The sequence below is a fragment of the Aliivibrio logei genome, from assembly GCF_001691055.1.
Lineage (GTDB): Bacteria > Pseudomonadota > Gammaproteobacteria > Enterobacterales > Vibrionaceae > Aliivibrio > Aliivibrio salmonicida.
In genome coordinates this window covers 121,797-138,734 of sequence record NZ_MAJU01000013.1, presented here as the reverse complement: position 1 = coordinate 138,734, position 16,938 = coordinate 121,797, and the positions used below count along the sequence as shown (strand labels likewise).

General features: G+C 39.3%; 14 protein-coding genes. 3 read left to right on the top strand and 11 right to left on the bottom strand.

Annotation, left to right across the window (positions count from 1 at the left end; all coding sequences use genetic code 11):
* Nucleotides 1–108: 108 nt before the first annotated feature.
* On the top strand, nt 109–1,254 hold the full coding sequence (locus tag A6E04_RS13795; protein ID WP_017020423.1) for a Na/Pi symporter: 1,146 nt from the start codon (nt 109–111) through the stop codon (nt 1,252–1,254).
* 68 nt (nt 1,255–1,322) lie between these two features.
* On the opposite strand, the gene A6E04_RS13790 is transcribed toward A6E04_RS13795, so the two are convergent.
* The 5 genes from A6E04_RS13790 to rppH all read right to left on the bottom strand — a co-directional run bounded on the left by A6E04_RS13790 (nt 1,323) and on the right by rppH (nt 6,735).
* A complete protein-coding gene (locus A6E04_RS13790) occupies nt 1,323–2,174 on the bottom strand; it encodes a thymidylate synthase (protein WP_065611658.1) in 852 nt (283 codons plus the stop codon).
* Nucleotides 2,175–2,258: 84 nt separating this feature from the next.
* On the bottom strand, nt 2,259–3,110 hold the full coding sequence (lgt, locus tag A6E04_RS13785) for a prolipoprotein diacylglyceryl transferase (protein ID WP_012549380.1): 852 nt from the start codon (nt 3,108–3,110) through the stop codon (nt 2,259–2,261).
* Between the two features lie 10 nt (nt 3,111–3,120).
* Nucleotides 3,121–3,924: a sulfite exporter TauE/SafE family protein gene (locus tag A6E04_RS13780; RefSeq protein ID WP_017020421.1), complete on the bottom strand. Its 804-nt coding sequence runs from the start codon at nt 3,922–3,924 to the stop codon at nt 3,121–3,123.
* Nucleotides 3,925–6,186, bottom strand: coding sequence for a phosphoenolpyruvate--protein phosphotransferase (gene ptsP, locus A6E04_RS13775; protein WP_012549378.1), 2,262 nt, complete (start codon nt 6,184–6,186; stop codon nt 3,925–3,927).
* Nucleotides 6,187–6,222: 36 nt separating this feature from the next.
* A complete protein-coding gene (rppH, locus tag A6E04_RS13770) occupies nt 6,223–6,735 on the bottom strand; it encodes an RNA pyrophosphohydrolase (RefSeq protein WP_012549377.1) in 513 nt (170 codons plus the stop codon).
* A 593-nt stretch (nt 6,736–7,328) separates the two neighbouring features.
* Between rppH and mutH the strand changes: the two genes are divergently transcribed.
* Nucleotides 7,329–7,997 carry a DNA mismatch repair endonuclease MutH gene (gene mutH / locus A6E04_RS13765; RefSeq protein WP_065611637.1) on the top strand — a complete coding sequence of 223 codons (669 nt, stop codon included), beginning with the start codon at nt 7,329–7,331 and terminating at the stop codon, nt 7,995–7,997.
* Between the two features lie 66 nt (nt 7,998–8,063).
* Here mutH and A6E04_RS13760 read toward each other — a convergent pair whose 3' ends face one another.
* The 6 genes from A6E04_RS13760 to xerD all read right to left on the bottom strand — a co-directional run bounded on the left by A6E04_RS13760 (nt 8,064) and on the right by xerD (nt 16,253).
* Complete coding sequence (locus tag A6E04_RS13760; RefSeq protein ID WP_012549375.1) at nt 8,064–9,401, bottom strand: sigma-54-dependent transcriptional regulator; 1,338 nt, start codon at nt 9,399–9,401, stop codon at nt 8,064–8,066.
* 396 nt (nt 9,402–9,797) lie between these two features.
* The gene (gene lysS / locus A6E04_RS13755) at nt 9,798–11,303 is read right to left on the bottom strand and encodes a lysine--tRNA ligase (protein ID WP_012549374.1); all 1,506 of its coding nucleotides are present in this window, start codon (nt 11,301–11,303) and stop codon (nt 9,798–9,800) included.
* 13 nt (nt 11,304–11,316) lie between these two features.
* Nucleotides 11,317–12,415 (bottom strand): peptide chain release factor 2 gene (gene prfB / locus A6E04_RS13750; protein WP_096325320.1). Its coding sequence is split into 2 segments (ribosomal slippage): nt 11,317–12,339 and nt 12,341–12,415, totalling 1,098 coding nucleotides; the frame shifts between segments, so codons are not numbered across the junction.
* A gap of 266 nt (nt 12,416–12,681) precedes the next feature.
* Nucleotides 12,682–14,421: a single-stranded-DNA-specific exonuclease RecJ gene (gene recJ, locus A6E04_RS13745; RefSeq protein WP_012549373.1), complete on the bottom strand. Its 1,740-nt coding sequence runs from the start codon at nt 14,419–14,421 to the stop codon at nt 12,682–12,684.
* A 79-nt stretch (nt 14,422–14,500) separates the two neighbouring features.
* Nucleotides 14,501–15,277 carry a bifunctional protein-disulfide isomerase/oxidoreductase DsbC gene (gene dsbC / locus A6E04_RS13740; protein ID WP_023604099.1) on the bottom strand — a complete coding sequence of 259 codons (777 nt, stop codon included), beginning with the start codon at nt 15,275–15,277 and terminating at the stop codon, nt 14,501–14,503.
* A 79-nt stretch (nt 15,278–15,356) separates the two neighbouring features.
* Nucleotides 15,357–16,253, bottom strand: a complete 897-nt coding sequence (gene xerD / locus A6E04_RS13735; protein ID WP_023604098.1) for a site-specific tyrosine recombinase XerD — start codon at nt 16,251–16,253, stop codon at nt 15,357–15,359.
* Nucleotides 16,254–16,395: 142 nt separating this feature from the next.
* Between xerD and fldB the strand changes: the two genes are divergently transcribed.
* Nucleotides 16,396–16,914 carry a flavodoxin FldB gene (gene fldB, locus A6E04_RS13730; RefSeq protein ID WP_012549370.1) on the top strand — a complete coding sequence of 173 codons (519 nt, stop codon included), beginning with the start codon at nt 16,396–16,398 and terminating at the stop codon, nt 16,912–16,914.
* The last annotated feature ends 24 nt before the right edge of the window (nt 16,915–16,938 follow it).

Genomic DNA, 16,938 nt, shown 5'->3' with positions numbered 1-16,938 from the left:
TTTATTACCGTTTTATCCACCACTGTAATATTTCTGAAATATTCATTATCTACTATCGCTTCAGATTAAATAAACCGACAACCTATTATTTCGGTACGGAGCTTTACTATGAATACCCAATCAATTCCTGCAGCAACAATGAGCAATACCTCACGCATGCTGCGTTGGGCAAACTTAGCATTTATGCTTTACCTTCTTTTATTAGCTGTTGCAATGGTCGGAACAGGATTTAAATGGTCTGTTGGTGAACAAGCTAAAGTACTATTTGAATTTGCTTCTCACCCAATAGCAGGTCTAATGATCGGCTTAGTGGCAACGGCATTAATTCAATCATCTTCTACAGTAACCTCAATTATTGTTGGATTAGTCGCCGGTGGTTTACCAGTAGAAACAGCCATCCCTATGGTGATGGGTGCAAACATTGGAACAACAGTCACCAATACTCTGGTCAGCCTTGGTCACGCTCGTTGTAAAGTTGAATTTAGACGTGCTTTTGCGTGTGCTACCGTGCATGACTTCTTTAATCTACTTGCTGTTGCTATCTTCTTACCACTAGAGATGATGTTTGGTATTTTCCAAAAATTATCTGCATGGTTGGTATCTCCACTGCTAAACGCAGGCGACATGAGTATTAAAGGATTTGATTTCATTAAACCAATTACAAAACCAGTAATTAGCGCAATCAAAGAACCATTGTCTAGCTTTGGAAGCATGACGGGAGGTTTAGTTATGATTGGTCTTGGTATTGCTATTCTTATCATCGCGATTACCTTAATGGGTAAATTGATGAAGAGCTTAATGGTTGGCCGTGCTAAAGACATTCTAAAGAGCGCAATTGGCCGTGGTCCTATGCATGGTATTGCTTCTGGTACTGTTGTGACGGTATTAGTTCAATCTTCATCGACAACAACAAGCCTAATGGTTCCTTTAGTTGGAACTGGTGTACTTAAAGTTCGTGATGTATACCCATTTACTCTTGGAGCAAACATTGGAACGTGTGTTACCGCGTTATTAGCAGCGACTGCAGTCTCTGGTGAGTACGCAGTATTTGCTCTGCAAATTGCACTGGTTCACTTATGCTTTAATGTTATTGCTACCTTAGTTATTTATGGCACTCCTTTCCTACGTGAATTGCCACTGAAAGGCGCAGAATGGATTGCTGAAATGGCAAACCGCAACAAAGGTGTTGTGGCTGGATATTTAAGCTTTGTATTTATTATCCTTCCTGGCAGTGTTTTAGCGTTAACTGTGTAAACTGATCAGATAAATAAAAAAGCCCCTGAGTGGTAATCACTCTGGGGCTTTTTATTTTTCAGTACATATTATACAGAAAAAGGATACTTAATCGCTTCATGGCTTTCATAGCCAATCACTTCAAAATCATCCATTGTGACCCAGGTTTCTAAATCTTCTAAAGAAGTAATCTTAGGGTTAATCTTAAAGACCGGCGCTTTCAACGGTTCACGCTTCAACTGGACGTCTTTCATCAATTCAAGCTGATCTTCGTAAATGTGACCGTTCACAATTTTATGGTACGCTTTACCTGCTTTATGTCCTGTAATTTGAGCAACGATAGCCAGTAGAAAATACACCTGAACCATATTGAAATTTAAGCCTAGAGGGACATCACAAGAGCGTTGAGTACTATTTAAGTATAATGTATCACCTAATAGCGAAAAGTGGTGTGAGTACATGCACGGACGCAAACACCCCATATCAAACTCGCCTGGATTATAGAAATTTAAAATTTCCCCACGGTCATCAATACCTTGGCTTAAATCATCAATGATCTTTTTTAGTTGATCAATAAACTCACCGTTAGGTTTTGCCCATGAACGACCTTGAACGCCATACACACGTCCCATGTCATCTTCACCTTTACGGTGAGGGTTATTTAACCAAGCATTATTTAAGTTCGCATTGGCATCCCATGTTTTAGTACCAATCTGACGAAAATCTTCGGCATTATCATAACCACGAATATAACCAATCATTTCGGCAACCGCAGATTTCCAGAAACTCTTGCGAGTTGTCACCAAAGGAAATTCACCATTGGCAACATCGTAAGTTAAATCGGCATTAATTACCGTCAAACAACGCTTTCCGGTGCGCTCGTTCTCAATCCAAGTTCCTTCACTAACGATACGTTGGCATAAGTCTAAATACTGCTTCACGGTCATGCTCTCTAAAATTGGCTTAAAAAAATGGCCTCTAACGAAGAGGCCATTACTAAAAATCGTTATTATCGCTATTCTAGCTTATTTTGCTTTTTGTTTTGAGCTATTTTGCTTATCGCCACTGTTCTTCAAATCAGTCGCATAAAGATTACGCTTAAATGCCCAAACCATCATCAATAAACCACCTATCACCATTGGTAATGATAGAATTTGTCCCATTGAGATCCAATCGCCAAACAACCCTAATTGTGCATCAGGTTCACGAACATATTCAACCAAGAAACGGAATGTGCCGTACCCAAATAAGAATAAACCAGAAACCGCTCCTAATGGACGAGGTTTACGAATAAACCAGTTCAAAATTAAGAAGAGTACAATTCCCTCTAATGCAAATTCATACAATTGCGATGGGTGACGCGGAAATGGACCACCACTAGGGAATACCATCGCCCAAGGCACATCAGTGACTCTTCCCCACAGTTCACCATTCATGAAATTACCTAAACGACCAGCGCCTAAGCCAAACGGAACCAAGGGTGCAACAAAATCGGCAATGGTAAAAAAGCTACGGTTGTTTTTATAGCCATACCAAAGCATCGCACTAATAACACCTAATAACCCACCATGGAAAGACATTCCCCCGGTCCATACTTCAAATAAATACAACGGATTATCTAGGAAATATCCAAAATTATAAAACAGGACGTAACCAATTCGACCACCAATAACGACACCAAGAAAGCCGGCAAAAAGAAGATCACTGACTTGATCTTTCGTCCAACCGCTGTTTGGTTTATCTGCACGTTTATTTGCTAGCCATAAAGCAAACATAAAACCAAATAAATACATTAAGCCATACCAACGTATCGCCAATGGTCCAATTTGAAATAATATTGGATCGATATGTGGGAAGTTTAGATACCCCTGACTCATGATTACTCTCTTATCCTAAGAACATTTTAGTGCCGATAAATACTAGAAATACGGCAAAGATTTTTTTTAATGTTGGTGTAGGTAAATACGATGTTAACTTTGCACCAATACGGGTTGTAAAAATGGAGGTAAGTCCAACCCCGCATAATGCAGGTAAATAAACATAGCCTAAACTCATTGGTGGTAAATCAGAGACTTGTGCACCATGAATAATAAAGCCAATCATACCTGCCATTGCGATAAGCATTCCACATAATGAAGAACTCCCAATGGCTTTTCGCATTTCTACACCATGAAAATTTAAATAAGGTACGGTAAGTGAACCACCACCGATCCCAGCAAGGCTTGATATCACACCTATGAACCCACCACTAATACCCACTTTTAATGGCGATGGTAACGGTCTTGTCGCTGTAAATTTTAACGCTAATAACATTTGTAAAGCTAATAGTAAGACAATCACACCAAATACTTTAGGTAAATATTGACTAGGAATTAATTCAGCCGCATAACTCCCTAGAAAACCACCAACAATAACGCCTGGTGCTAACCCTTTAATGAGTTTGAATTCGACATTACCTAACCGTAAATGGTTCAATGCAGATGACGCGGATGTCAAAATAATCGTCGCCAGAGAAGTTCCTAAAGCCATTTGCATCACAATATCAGAGGAAATCCCAGCTTGGGGCAGTAACCAAAGTAATGCAGGCACAACTAATAAGCCCCCGCCAATCCCTAATAACCCTGCCATAACACCAACAATACTGCCTAAGGCAAGATAGAGAGCAAATAGCTCCCATACACTAATGACCATTTATTTTCCTGCTCTGATGAACCCTGAAAGATCATGCTTTTCAAAAAAGACCATCATATCAGCCAAAATACTCTCTGCATCATCATGGTGTAAAAGTTTTTCAACAATCTCTTTTACTTCTTCTAATGTAACTTTACGAATTATGTATTTTACTTTGGCCACGTTAGAGGTATTCATGCTGAGATGTTCGTAACCTAATCCCATCAACAATAAACAGCCAATAGGATCGCCAGCCAACTCACCACACACACTCACCGGTAAATTATATTGCTGAGCCGTATCGATAATCTGCTTTAAAGCCAATAGCACCGCAGGATGATATGACTCATACACATGAGAAACTCTTGAATTATTACGATCAACCGCGAGTAAATATTGTGTTAAATCATTTGTCCCGACAGAAATAAAATCCACCAACTCCGTAATTCTTGGGAGTAAATACAACATAGACGGCACTTCGATCATCATACCAATCCGAGGTAGAACAAAAGAAACACCCGATTCATTCAATACTTCTTCATAAGCTTGATTGATCAACTTTCTTGATTGTTTTAGCTCTGGAATACCAGAAATCATCGGTAACATGATAGAAAGATTATTATTACCGATATTCGCTCTTACCATTGCTTTTAACTGTAATAAGAAAATATCAGGATGATCCAGAGTAAAACGGATCCCGCGCCAACCTAAAAATGGGTTGTCTTCTTCTATTGGTAAATAAGGTAATGGTTTATCCCCGCCAATATCTAATGTTCTCATTATGACGGGTTTATCAATATAGGTTTCTAAAATCGATTTATATTGAAGATATTGCTCTTCTTCAGAAGGAAAGCGCTGCTGTAAAAGAAACGGGATTTCCGTTCGATAAAGACCAACACCATCAACACCTTGGTTTACAGCAATCGTGGTGTCGGCGCTGAGACCTGCATTCAAATGTATTCTCATTTGATGGGCATCACGAGTAAAGGTGGGCTTATCTAAATCCAGAGTAATAAGCTGAGATAAGGCTAATTCTTCATTTTGCAGTTCAATATATTCTTGAACTAAAGCCTCTGTCGGCTTTATGTATAGCATGCCACTATAGCCATCAACGATGGCAAGCTTTTGATGATAATGCGCAGGATTAAACTCAACCCCCATGATCGCAGGAATACCAAGCGCTCTTGATAGAATTGCCGCGTGAGAGTTCGCCGCGCCTTCTAATGAGATAACCGCCTTTAATTTTTCTCTAGGAATACTGGCAAGCATCGACGCTGTTAGCTGGGTAGTTACTAAGATGACCGGTTCCGAGAGTTCGAGATCAAATTTATTCTCATAATTTAAGAAATAAAGTAAACGCTGCCCTAATTCTCGAACATCATTCGCTCTTTCACTTAAATAAGAGTCGCTCATGCGTCCAAAACGCGCGGCATAAGACTCGATAACCTGACGTAATGCCCACTCAGCAGAATCTCCTTGGTTGATCTGTTTTTTAAGATCCCCCTTCAACATCGGATCATTCAATAAGTGGGTAAACAGATCAAAAATAGCTAAGGTTTCTGTATTTAACTCTTGTTCAAATCTCTTTTTTGCTCGACGAAAATCTTTTAATGCAAACTCAATAGCACTACCAAGTCGATCTTGTTCTTTTTCTATATCAATACAAGAACTCGGTAAAACTGCTTCAACGTTAGGTTGAGCATCATCAAACCACAAAGGGGCGATAGCCACTCCAGTCGATGCTGACAATCCTTTAAATTGCTTTTGATTAACAGACGTTAGTTGAAGTTGGCTTGACCAGCTCTCTTGTGCTTTAGCGTGAGCAAGAACCACAGCCAATTGTGCCGACAGAGTCACAATAAATGATTCTTCTACTTCGGTGAATTGACGTTTTTCTTTTTGCTGAACAACCAGAACTCCAAGATTTTGACGTCGATAAATAATCGGTGTCGCCAAAAAAGAATTAAATTTATATTCAGCAATACTAGGTATGTATTTGTATGAGGGGTGAACAGAGGCATTTGCTAAGTTAAGAGGCTCACAGCTGCGCGCAACTAAACCCACAAGGCCTTCATCAATACTTAAGGAAACCGTGTTAGGTTTGGCCTTCAGGCCTTCTGTTGCCATTAATTCTAAGCGCAGGCTGTCATTACTCATAAGATAAACTGAGCAACATTCAGTGCGCATTGAATGGCGCGTACTTTTAACCAATAACGCTAAAGCATCATCCAGTGATTCCGCTTTAGCGACTTGGTCAACAATATCCCTGAGTTGAGTAAGCATACTGACCAATCCTTAAGGCTATAAGGTATAGACAGCTTACCCTTTTTTACCTTTCCTTTTAAATTTTCGTTCTTTAAACGGCATTGCAATTGCCGCAAACTCTTTAAGAGCTCGACGATAAACATCTCGCTTAAATGATACAACTTGTCTTACTGGGTACCAATAACTTACCCATCGCCAACCATCAAACTCAGGTGAGCGATCTCTTTGCATATTCACCTTAGATTCATCACATTCTAAGCGTAACAAAAACCATTTCTGTTTCTGTCCAATACAAACAGGCTTTGAATCCCATCGAACTAAACGTTTTGGCAGTTTATAGCGTAGCCAATGACGGCTACTTGCTAAAATACGTACATCATTCTTAGTTAGACCGACTTCTTCATACAATTCACGATACATGGCTTGCTCTGGAGTTTCACCGTCATCAATACCACCTTGCGGAAACTGCCATGAATGCTGTCCATATCGCTTCGCCCAGAATACTTGACCATGGCTATTGCATATCACTATCCCGACATTCGGGCGGAAACCATCGCCATCTATCACAGGATGACCTCATCATAAACTTATATTCCCTTGATTTTTTCACAGATCGTCTCTTTGAGCAAACAGGATCACGCTTTCTTGTCACGTTTTACTAAAATAACCGTTAATTCTGAATAACTTTTAATCATCGAGTAACTTATCAACATAACAATGAGAGCTACTCCACATTTATTCACCTTTTCTGTGCATAACTTTGTGTAGAAACCTAAAAGAGCGAATAAATAGAGAAAGCAGTGAATCCTTAGCCTTCAATATGAGCGGCATTCAAAAACAATAAATCAGATAATAAACATAAGGTTAACGAGAGGATCTTTTAAAGGATCGTTTATCAAAAAAAGCCATTGAATAATATAAACACAGATCGGTTAAAGATCGAACAATGGGCCAACTATCCACAACTAAGTCGTAATTAATGACTAGACCATTGAAAAGTCAATAAGTTATTCATAAATAAAGCACTGTATATAGATCCAGAAAAATAGCTAAGGAAGAAAAATATAGCATAATGTGGATAACTTTATTCGATCCAGACAAACTCAATAAAAAATGAAGAATATGGTAATCTTATCTTTTATCTAATCAATTTAAGGCCTATGACTCCCTTACCACCTAAAACAATTGATGAACTGTTATCTAGAGCAGAAAGCATTGCTGGTTATACCTTGGCAGAACTTGCGCTGCAAGCTGGAATACCCATACCTGAAAATCTAAAGCGCGATAAAGGCTGGGTAGGTCAATTACTCGAATGGCATCTTGGTGCGTCAGCAGGCAGTAAACCTGTACCTGATTTCATTGATCTTGATATTGAATTAAAAACAATTCCAATCAGTCATTCTGGTAAACCATTAGAGACCACCTTTGTGTGTGTCGCCCCCTTAACTGGCGTACATAGCCTACAATGGAAAGAATCACACGTTAGACACAAGCTCTCTCATGTATTGTGGATCCCCGTGGAAGGAGAAAGAGAAATTCCGGTCGGTGATCGTCATGTCGGTTACCCAGTACTTTGGAAACCATCAATCAAAGAAGAACAACAATTACAACAAGATTGGGAGGAGTTAATGGATCTCATCGTGTTAGGAAAAGTAGAATCAATTACGGCAAGGCATGGGGAAGTATTACAACTAAGACCAAAAGCAGCAAACAGTAGAGCATTAACAGAAGCCTATGGTGATAATGGTCAGCCAATAAAAACCTTACCTAGAGGGTTTTACTTAAAAACGCACTTTACCCACTCTATATTAACATCCTTTTTTAACTAAAAAAGCCACTGTATTTATAAATACAATGGCTTTAAACATGAGTGAGTTACTCGCTTACTGTACGAATTAACTGTATGTTCTTGGCTCAGAAATAAGGTTATGTTTATTCAATAAACGATACATCGTAGCACGGGATACCCCTAACTCTTTCGCTGCTGATGATACTTGACCATCATGTGATTCCAGAACCAATAGTAAAGCATCACGTTCTGAATTTTCACGGATTGTGCGTAAACTGCGTTTTGTATCATTACGCTGAGGAAGATCCAAATGCTCAAGATCAATCGTCATACTATCAGCAAGTAATACCGCTCGTTTCACTTGATTAACCAGCTCTCTCACATTACCAGGCCATGGGTAATGAATCATCGTTTGTAGTGCTTCTTCTGAGAAAGTACGTGCCTGAGTATTATATTCTTTCGCATATCGCTGTAAAAAATGCTCAGCTAGAATCGAAATGTCTGAACTGCGTTCTTTTAATGCAGGTACATGAATACGCAATACATTTAAGCGATAATAAAGCTCTTCCTTGAAGTCCCCTTCTTCGATCGCTTTTTCAAGATCAATATGACTTGCAACAATAACTCGAACATCAAGATCAACAAGTCCTTGAGGCGTTTCCATATTGCTTTCTTGTAGAAAACGTAATAAAAGTTGTTGTTGGCTGACTGGTAAATCATTAATGTCATTTAAAAATAATGTACCACCATTGGCTTGTAATAATTTTGATGTTTCTGGGAATTCAGAATTCAAACCAAATAATTCTTGTTCAATTTTCACTTCAGACAATGAACCACAGTTCAGCGATACAAAGGGACCTTTATTACGACCTGAAGAATCATGCACCGCTTTAGCAACGACATCTTTACCTACACCACTCTCACCTGAAATTAAAATAGAGACATCGGTAGGGGCAACTCTTCGGATCTGATCTCTTAGGCGTTTCACTGCTGGTGCTTCACCTAAAATACCTAAATCTGATTTATTTCCCAAATTTGGCCATACTTTACGCTCAAGCTTTAGCATTCCCAGTTGATGGCCGATAGTACTCAATAGCTGCGCATCAGGGATTGGAGCGGTAAAAAAGTCGATACAAAAATTCACAATAAATTGGCAAATCGTATCAGAACCCAGTTGAGATTCACGAATAAACGCGATCCAACGAACTTGTTTATTATTATTAACTAGCGTGGCAATTCCATTTAAACTGAAATCATCTTGGCTTAAATCAACAATCCCAATACATGGTCCAATTTCGTCAAATAATGTTTGTGCTGCACGTAAGTCGTAACAACGGTGACAACGCCAACCTACTTGTTCTAAGACCGCTAACCAAGGTTCGTAGCTACCACCAACGACAACTAATGAACCAGGAACCGAATCCATACGAAACTGAGTACCCATAAAACTACCTCTAAATTCTTTATATAAACCAACTAAAATATCTCTTAAGAACGACTATACAGGTTTTAAGACGAACACGAGTCTCACAAACGAGATGGCCGTCATTGTTTTAACAAAAAAAACATGAAATCACACCAAATAATAGCTGATAATTAACATAACAGCCTCATGGTAGACTCATTAATGAGAATTAATCAAAAAAAAGCCATAAGGAATCATGTTTTAATTACTTTTTAGAGGTATTAGTGAGTAAGAAGAGAATTGTAAAAATTAAGTCAATTGAATCATAACTGCTATTTATTTTAAATTTATCACTTTATATCGTCATAATTCAGATAAAAAAAGAGCGACTAAAAAGCCGCTCTTTCAATTTGTTATCTATTTTTTTTATTCAACTTATGCTTGTGGACGCATAGAAGGAAATAAAATCACGTCACGAATAGTGTGAGTGTTAGTGAATAACATTACTAGACGGTCAATACCGATACCTTGACCTGCTGTTGGTGGTAAGCCGTGCTCAAGTGCAGTGATGTAATCTGCATCGTAGAACATTGCTTCATCATCACCAGATTCTTTCGCGCTTACTTGTGCTTTAAAGCGTTCATCTTGATCTTGTGCATCATTCAGCTCAGAGAAGCCATTTGCAACTTCACGACCACCAATGAAGAATTCAAAACGGTCAGTAATGAAAGCATTATTATCATTACGACGAGCCAGTGGTGAAATATCCGCTGGGTATTCAGTAATGAACGTTGGTTGCATTAGCTTAGGTTCCGCTGTTTCACCAAAGATTTCTTCAAGAAGTTGACCACATGTCCAGAAGCTTTCTACTTCTACATGAACTGATTTCGCGATAGAAACCATAAGATCACGATCTTGAACGCCATCATACGTTAGCGCTTGAATTTCAGCGTGCTCAGGGTTGTACATTTTGATTGCGTCTAACATGCTCAAACGTGCATATTTACCGCCAAAATCTACTGTGTATTCGCCGTAAGGCATTTTATCGCTGCCTAAAACAGAAATAGCTACTTGAGATAGCATTGCTTCTGTTAAATCCATAAGATCGTTGTAATCTGCATACGCCATGTAGAATTCCATCATTGTGAATTCTGGATTATGACGAGGAGAAAGACCTTCATTACGGAAGTTACGGTTGATTTCGAATACACGCTCAAAACCACCAACAACTAGACGTTTAAGATAAAGCTCAGGTGCAACACGTAAGTACATGTCAACATCAAGTGCATTATGGTGAGTAACGAATGGACGAGCCGATGCACCACCAGGGATAACGTGCATCATTGGCGTTTCAACTTCCATGAAGCCTTTATCAACCATGAAGTTACGAATTGCAGAAACCACTTTAGAGCGGATAATAAATGCAGTACGAGAATCTTCATTTACGATAAGGTCAACATAACGTTGACGGTAACGCATTTCTTGGTCAGTTAAACCGTGGAATTTTTCAGGCAATGGACGTAGTGCTTTAGTTAGCAGTACGAACTCTTCCATATTCACGTAAAGATCGCCTTTACCTGATTTATGTAGAGCACCTTTAACACCGATGATGTCACCGATATCTAGGCCTTGGTATTTTTCTTTAAGCTCTTTTTGCACATCTTTTGATGCGTAAGCTTGGATCTTGCCAGACACTTCTTGGATCAATAAGAAAGGACCGCGCTTCGCCATTACACGGCCAGCAATTGCTACAATGTGGTTTAATTCTTCTAGCTCTTCTTTGGTCTTTTCACCAAATTCCGATTGAAGATCCGCAGCAAGACTGTCACGACGGAAGTCATTCGGGTGGCCATTAGCCTTACATGCTTGACGGATATGGTCTAATTTACCACGGCGTTCTGCAATCAGTTTGTTTTCATCTAGTTGTACTTGGTCAGTCATAATGAACCCTTTCTTATAATCCAGATTTTAAGCTGGCTTCGATAAATTTATCTAAATCGCCGTCTAAAACGGCTTGCGTATTACGATTTTCAATGCCGGTACGCAAATCTTTAATGCGCGAATCATCCAATACGTATGAGCGAATCTGACTGCCCCACCCAATATCGGATTTGGAATCTTCGTTTACTTGTTTCTCTGCGTTTTGTTTCTGAAGCTCAAGTTCAAACAGTTTCGCTTTCAACTGCTTCATCGCTTGTGCTTTGTTTTTATGCTGAGAACGATCATTTTGACATTGCACTACTGTATTTGTCGGAACGTGAGTAATACGAACCGCAGATTCAGTGGTGTTTACGTGCTGACCACCCGCGCCAGAAGCTCGGTATACATCAATACGTAAATCAGCAGGATTGATATCCACTTCAATGTTATCGTCAATTTCAGGATAGATAAACGCTGAAGCAAATGAGGTATGTCGGCGACCACTTGAGTCAAAAGGTGATTTACGAACTAGACGGTGTACACCCGTTTCGGTACGTAACCAACCATAAGCATATTCACCAGAGATTCGAACTGTTGCGCCTTTAAGACCAGCAACATCACCATCAGAAATTTCGATAACTTCGGTTTTAAATCCTTTCGCTTCCGCCCAACGCAAATACATACGCAACATCATGGATGTCCAATCTTGCGCTTCTGTACCGCCAGAACCCGATTGTAAATCAATATAACAATCTGATGAATCATGCGCGCCTGAGAACATACGACGGAATTCTAGTGTCGCCAGTTTTGCTTCTAATTCAGCAAGTTCAGGTTCAATTTCATCAAGTGTTTCTTGATCTTGTTCTTCCACTGCTAACTCAAGTAAACCTTCAACGTCTTCACCGCCTTGATCTAATTGGTCAATTGTTTCAACAATCGCTTCTAATGAGGCACGTTCTTTACCTAGCGCTTGAGCGCGCTCTGGTTCATTCCATACTTCTGGTTGTTCTAGCTCTGCATTGACTTCTTCTAGACGCTCTTTTCTCGCATCGTAGTCAAAGGTACCCCCTCAGGATATTTGTGCGTTCAGACACATCCTGGAGGCGGTTTTTTATAGGATTAATTTCGAACATGGTGTTTTATCATCGCCGAATAAAAAATAACCTAACGATTTTAACCAAAAGTGTGATAGAAATCGAGGTATTTCAACCTCTAAAAGCAAGAACAATACACTTTTAGAAAATGGTGTAAATTTCATCACACCAAATCCCTTTTTATTTAACTTCAGCTTGGAATACGAGCCTTTCCATTTTCATACAGGCTATAAATGCAACAAGTCATTAAGTATTTATTAACGCAAGGTTTAGTTAAAATTAACTTTAGTCCCTAAATCAAGACTCTATATCGGTTCTATATAGTCAACCATTAACTGTAATGTCTGATTGCCTCTGAATTCATTAATGTCTAAACGGTAAGCTAACTTCACTTTTTGTACTGAAGCATCTGGCCAACGACGTACGTCAATATTAAAGGCAATGGCATCGATCATTTTGTTGGTTGGAAAATCTTTATGTATTGGTTCTAGCATTAACTTAAGGTGTTTTTCACCAACCAAACGTTGATTCAATACTTTAAACTCACCATCAAAAATAGGTTCAGGGAAGGCTTGTCCCCAAGGACCACCAGCACGAAGGATCTCAGCCGTTCCTAAGGTAAATTCTTCGGGCATTAATTCGCCATCAGATAATACCACCCCAGTTAACGCTTCTTCTTCTACTGATTCACGGACCACGTCATCAAACGCTTGGGAGAAACGTTTGTAATCGACTTCTTTAATACTTAATCCCGCAGCCATCGCATGACCACCAAATTTTAATATTAAACCGGGGTTTCGGGTATCAATTAAATCCAACGCATCACGCATATGAAAACCCGAGATTGAACGGCATGATCCTTTAATTAACCCATCACCACCATCAGCAAAAGCAATCACTGGACGATGGTATTTCTCTTTGAGACGAGACGCTAAAATACCAATCACACCTTGGTGCCAATCTCGTTGAAATAAAACTAAACCAAATGGCAATTCACTTTGTGCACCAAACTCTAAGCGCTCACAGATTGCCATCGCTTCTTCTTTCATGCCTTGTTCTATTTCTTTACGAGTTTGATTTAAAGCATCTAATTCTGACGCCATACGACGAGCAGCATGAATATTGTTGGACATCAAAAGTTCTACGCCAAATGACATATCATCCAAACGCCCTGCCGCATTAATTCTAGGGCCTAACGCAAAACCAAAGTCTGAAGCATTGATCCTAGATGGCACTTTATTGGCAACTTCGATCAACGCTTGAATTCCTGGACGGCATTTCCCAGCTCGAATACGTTGAATACCTTGATGCACTAAAATACGGTTATTTTCATCCAAAGCCACTAAATCAGCAACAGTACCTAAAGCGACTAAATCCAATAAGTCAGCAAGGTTAGGGATAGGAATATTTTGCGTTTCAAACCAGTTGTTTTCACGTAAACGCGCACGGATAGCCAACATCAAATAAAAAGCAACCCCTACGCCAGCTAACGATTTAGAAGGAAAGGCACACTCTTCAAGGTTTGGATTCACAATCGAATCTGCAATTGGTAATGATGACCCCGGTAAATGGTGATCCGTCACCACCACTTGCATACCATAAGCTTTAGCAGCAGCGACACCATCAATAGACGATACGCCATTATCAACGGTCATAATGATCTCAGCCCCCATTGCTTTGGCTTGATCAACCACATCAGGACTTAATCCGTACCCATCTTCGAAACGATTAGGGACTAAGTAATCCACATTATTGCTGCCCATCATTCGAAATGCCATGACTGACAGTGCAGAGCTCGTCGCTCCATCAACATCAAAGTCACCCACAACAATAATTCGTGTTTGTTTTGCTATCGCTTCAACTAAAATATCAACCGCTTTTTCAATACCATGCATTGATTGAAATGACAGTAAATGCTTAGCACCGCGTTCTAACTGATTATTGGATGTGATCCCACGAGTCGCATAAATCCGTTGTAAGATTGAAGGAATTGAACTCGGAAAGTTTGGAATAACAGGAATAATACGACGTTTCACTTCAATCATGATATTGGCCTAACATTACGTTTATTAAATACAAAAAATCCCCGTAACAAGACGGGGATTTCGATTAAAGAAAGAGAAATTATTTTTCTAAATCGGCAAGCAATTCTTTCGCAGGTTTGTAACCAGGAACTAAATCGCCATTAGGTAAAACAATAGCTGGCGTGCCATTTACACCCATTTTACGACCTAAAAGATATTGCTCTTTAATGATATTTTTACACTGAGCAGTCGCGGGTTTTGAACCATTTATTGGGCGATTAGATTTCGCATCTTCCATCGCTTGCTGTTTATCATCAGCACACCAAATTTGCGCCATTTTATCGGCAACTGAGCCTTGGTAGCCCTGACGAGGATACGCTAAATAACGAACCGTAATTCCTGCATCATTATACTCTTTCATCTCTTTATGCAGTTTTGTACAGTAACCACAGGTGATGTCGGTAAAGACGGTAATCACATACTTTTCGTTTTTTGCAGGAAACACGATCATGTTCTCACTTTGGCTATCGACTAGCTTAGCAAAACGAGCCGCTAACAAATCTTTCATATTGCCATTTTCATCAAACTCAAAAATTCGACCTTGAATAAAGTGCTTACCATCATCAGAGACGTAAAAAATACCAAATGGGGTTTCAACTTGTTTAAAACCATCAATATCAGAATCATGAATGGCTTCAACGGGTAAACCTAATGTCGTTAATCGTTGAGTAATCGCAGTTGTTGAATCACTATTAGATGCCACTACAGGAGAAGCCGGTGTTGCAGTTTCTTTTACTTGCTCATCAGAACAAGCAGTAAAAGAAGCGACGCTCAATAGAGCAATAATCATTGCGCTAGTACGGCGAATAAAAGACATAAAAGGTTACCTATAAAAAAGTGTGATGTAAGAACGTTTAAATCATTAGAGTTTAGAAAAACCAAGAAGTTCCCATTCATTAAGAACGAGGGTGATGCTCTTGATGTATCTGTTTCAAACGCTCTGTTGCTACATGAGTATATATTTGTGTGGTAGAAAGATCACTATGTCCCAACAACATTTGTACGACTCTAAGATCTGCCCCATAGTTTAGCAAATGTGTCGCAAAAGCATGGCGTAAAACGTGAGGCGATAATTTGTCCGTATCAATCCCTGCAATTACGGCATAATGCTTTATGCGATGCCAGAATGTCTGTCTTGTCATTTGTCTTGCACGTCGACTAGGAAAAACCACATCTGAGCTTTTTTCGCCCAATAGAGTTGATCGACCTTGATCTAAAAATGTTTGAATCCAATAAACCGCGTTCTCTCCCATTGGAACCAAACGCTCTTTATCTCCCTTACCAGTAACTCGTACGACACCTTGACGTAAACTCAAATTTTCCATCGTTAAACTCACTAATTCCGTCACACGCAAACCTGTCGCGTAAAGCAGTTCTAACATAGCGCGATCACGGAGTTCTAATGGATCATCTACATTAGGTGCTTCCAGTAAGTCATTTACTTGTTCTTCACTTAGATCTTTCGGTAATCGTTGCGGTAACTTGGGACTCATTAGTAACGCGGTAGGATCATCACCTCTAATTTTTTCACGATGTAAATACTGGAAAAATCGACGCAAAGCAGAAAGCATACGAGCTCGAGATGTTTGCTTATATTGTTTATCAACTAAATAAGCTTGGTATTCATTTAATCCCATTGCAGAGATAGAAGCACACTTATAGTGATTCTCATCTAACCAATTCAATAATTTCATTAAATCGTTTCGATAAGAAGACAACGTATTTTCAGATAATCCACGTTCCATCCACATGGTATCTAAAAAACGCTCGATCAACGCCATATCATTATTCATTACCATCACCACAAAGACTGCATACCAGAAATACTGGTTAGAATTACAGTATTAAACAATTTAACTGACTTTCAATGCAAGTTTAATTTTAAGAATCATTTGCGGTACACTACAACTAATCCTCATTGTTATGGAATATAGAATGAAAATCGGCCTATTTTATGGTTCTTCTACCTGCTATACCGAAATGGCATCAGAGAAAATACGCTCAACCATTGGTGAAGATATCGTTGATATTTTCAATATTAAAGACACGTCAGCGTCAGCAATGAATGACTACGATCTGCTCATTCTCGGGATTTCGACGTGGGATTTTGGTGAAATCCAAGAAGATTGGTTGGCGGTATGGGAAGAATTAGACGGACTGTCCTTAAAAGGGAAAACCATTGCTTTATTTGGTCTTGGCGATCAAGGAGGTTATGGCGAGTGGTTCTTAGATGCAATGGGGTTATTACACGATGAATTAAAAGCGACTGATGCAACTTTCATTGGTTATTGGAAAAATGAAGGTTATGTATTTGATGCCTCAAAAGCATTAACAGAAGACGAATCTCACTTTGTTGGTTTGGCATTAGATGAAGACAGCCAATACGATAAAAGTGACGAGCGTATTGAGCAATGGTGTGAACAAATCCTAGTGGAATACCACGACTCTCTTTAAATTCAAATCACTTTACTAACAAAA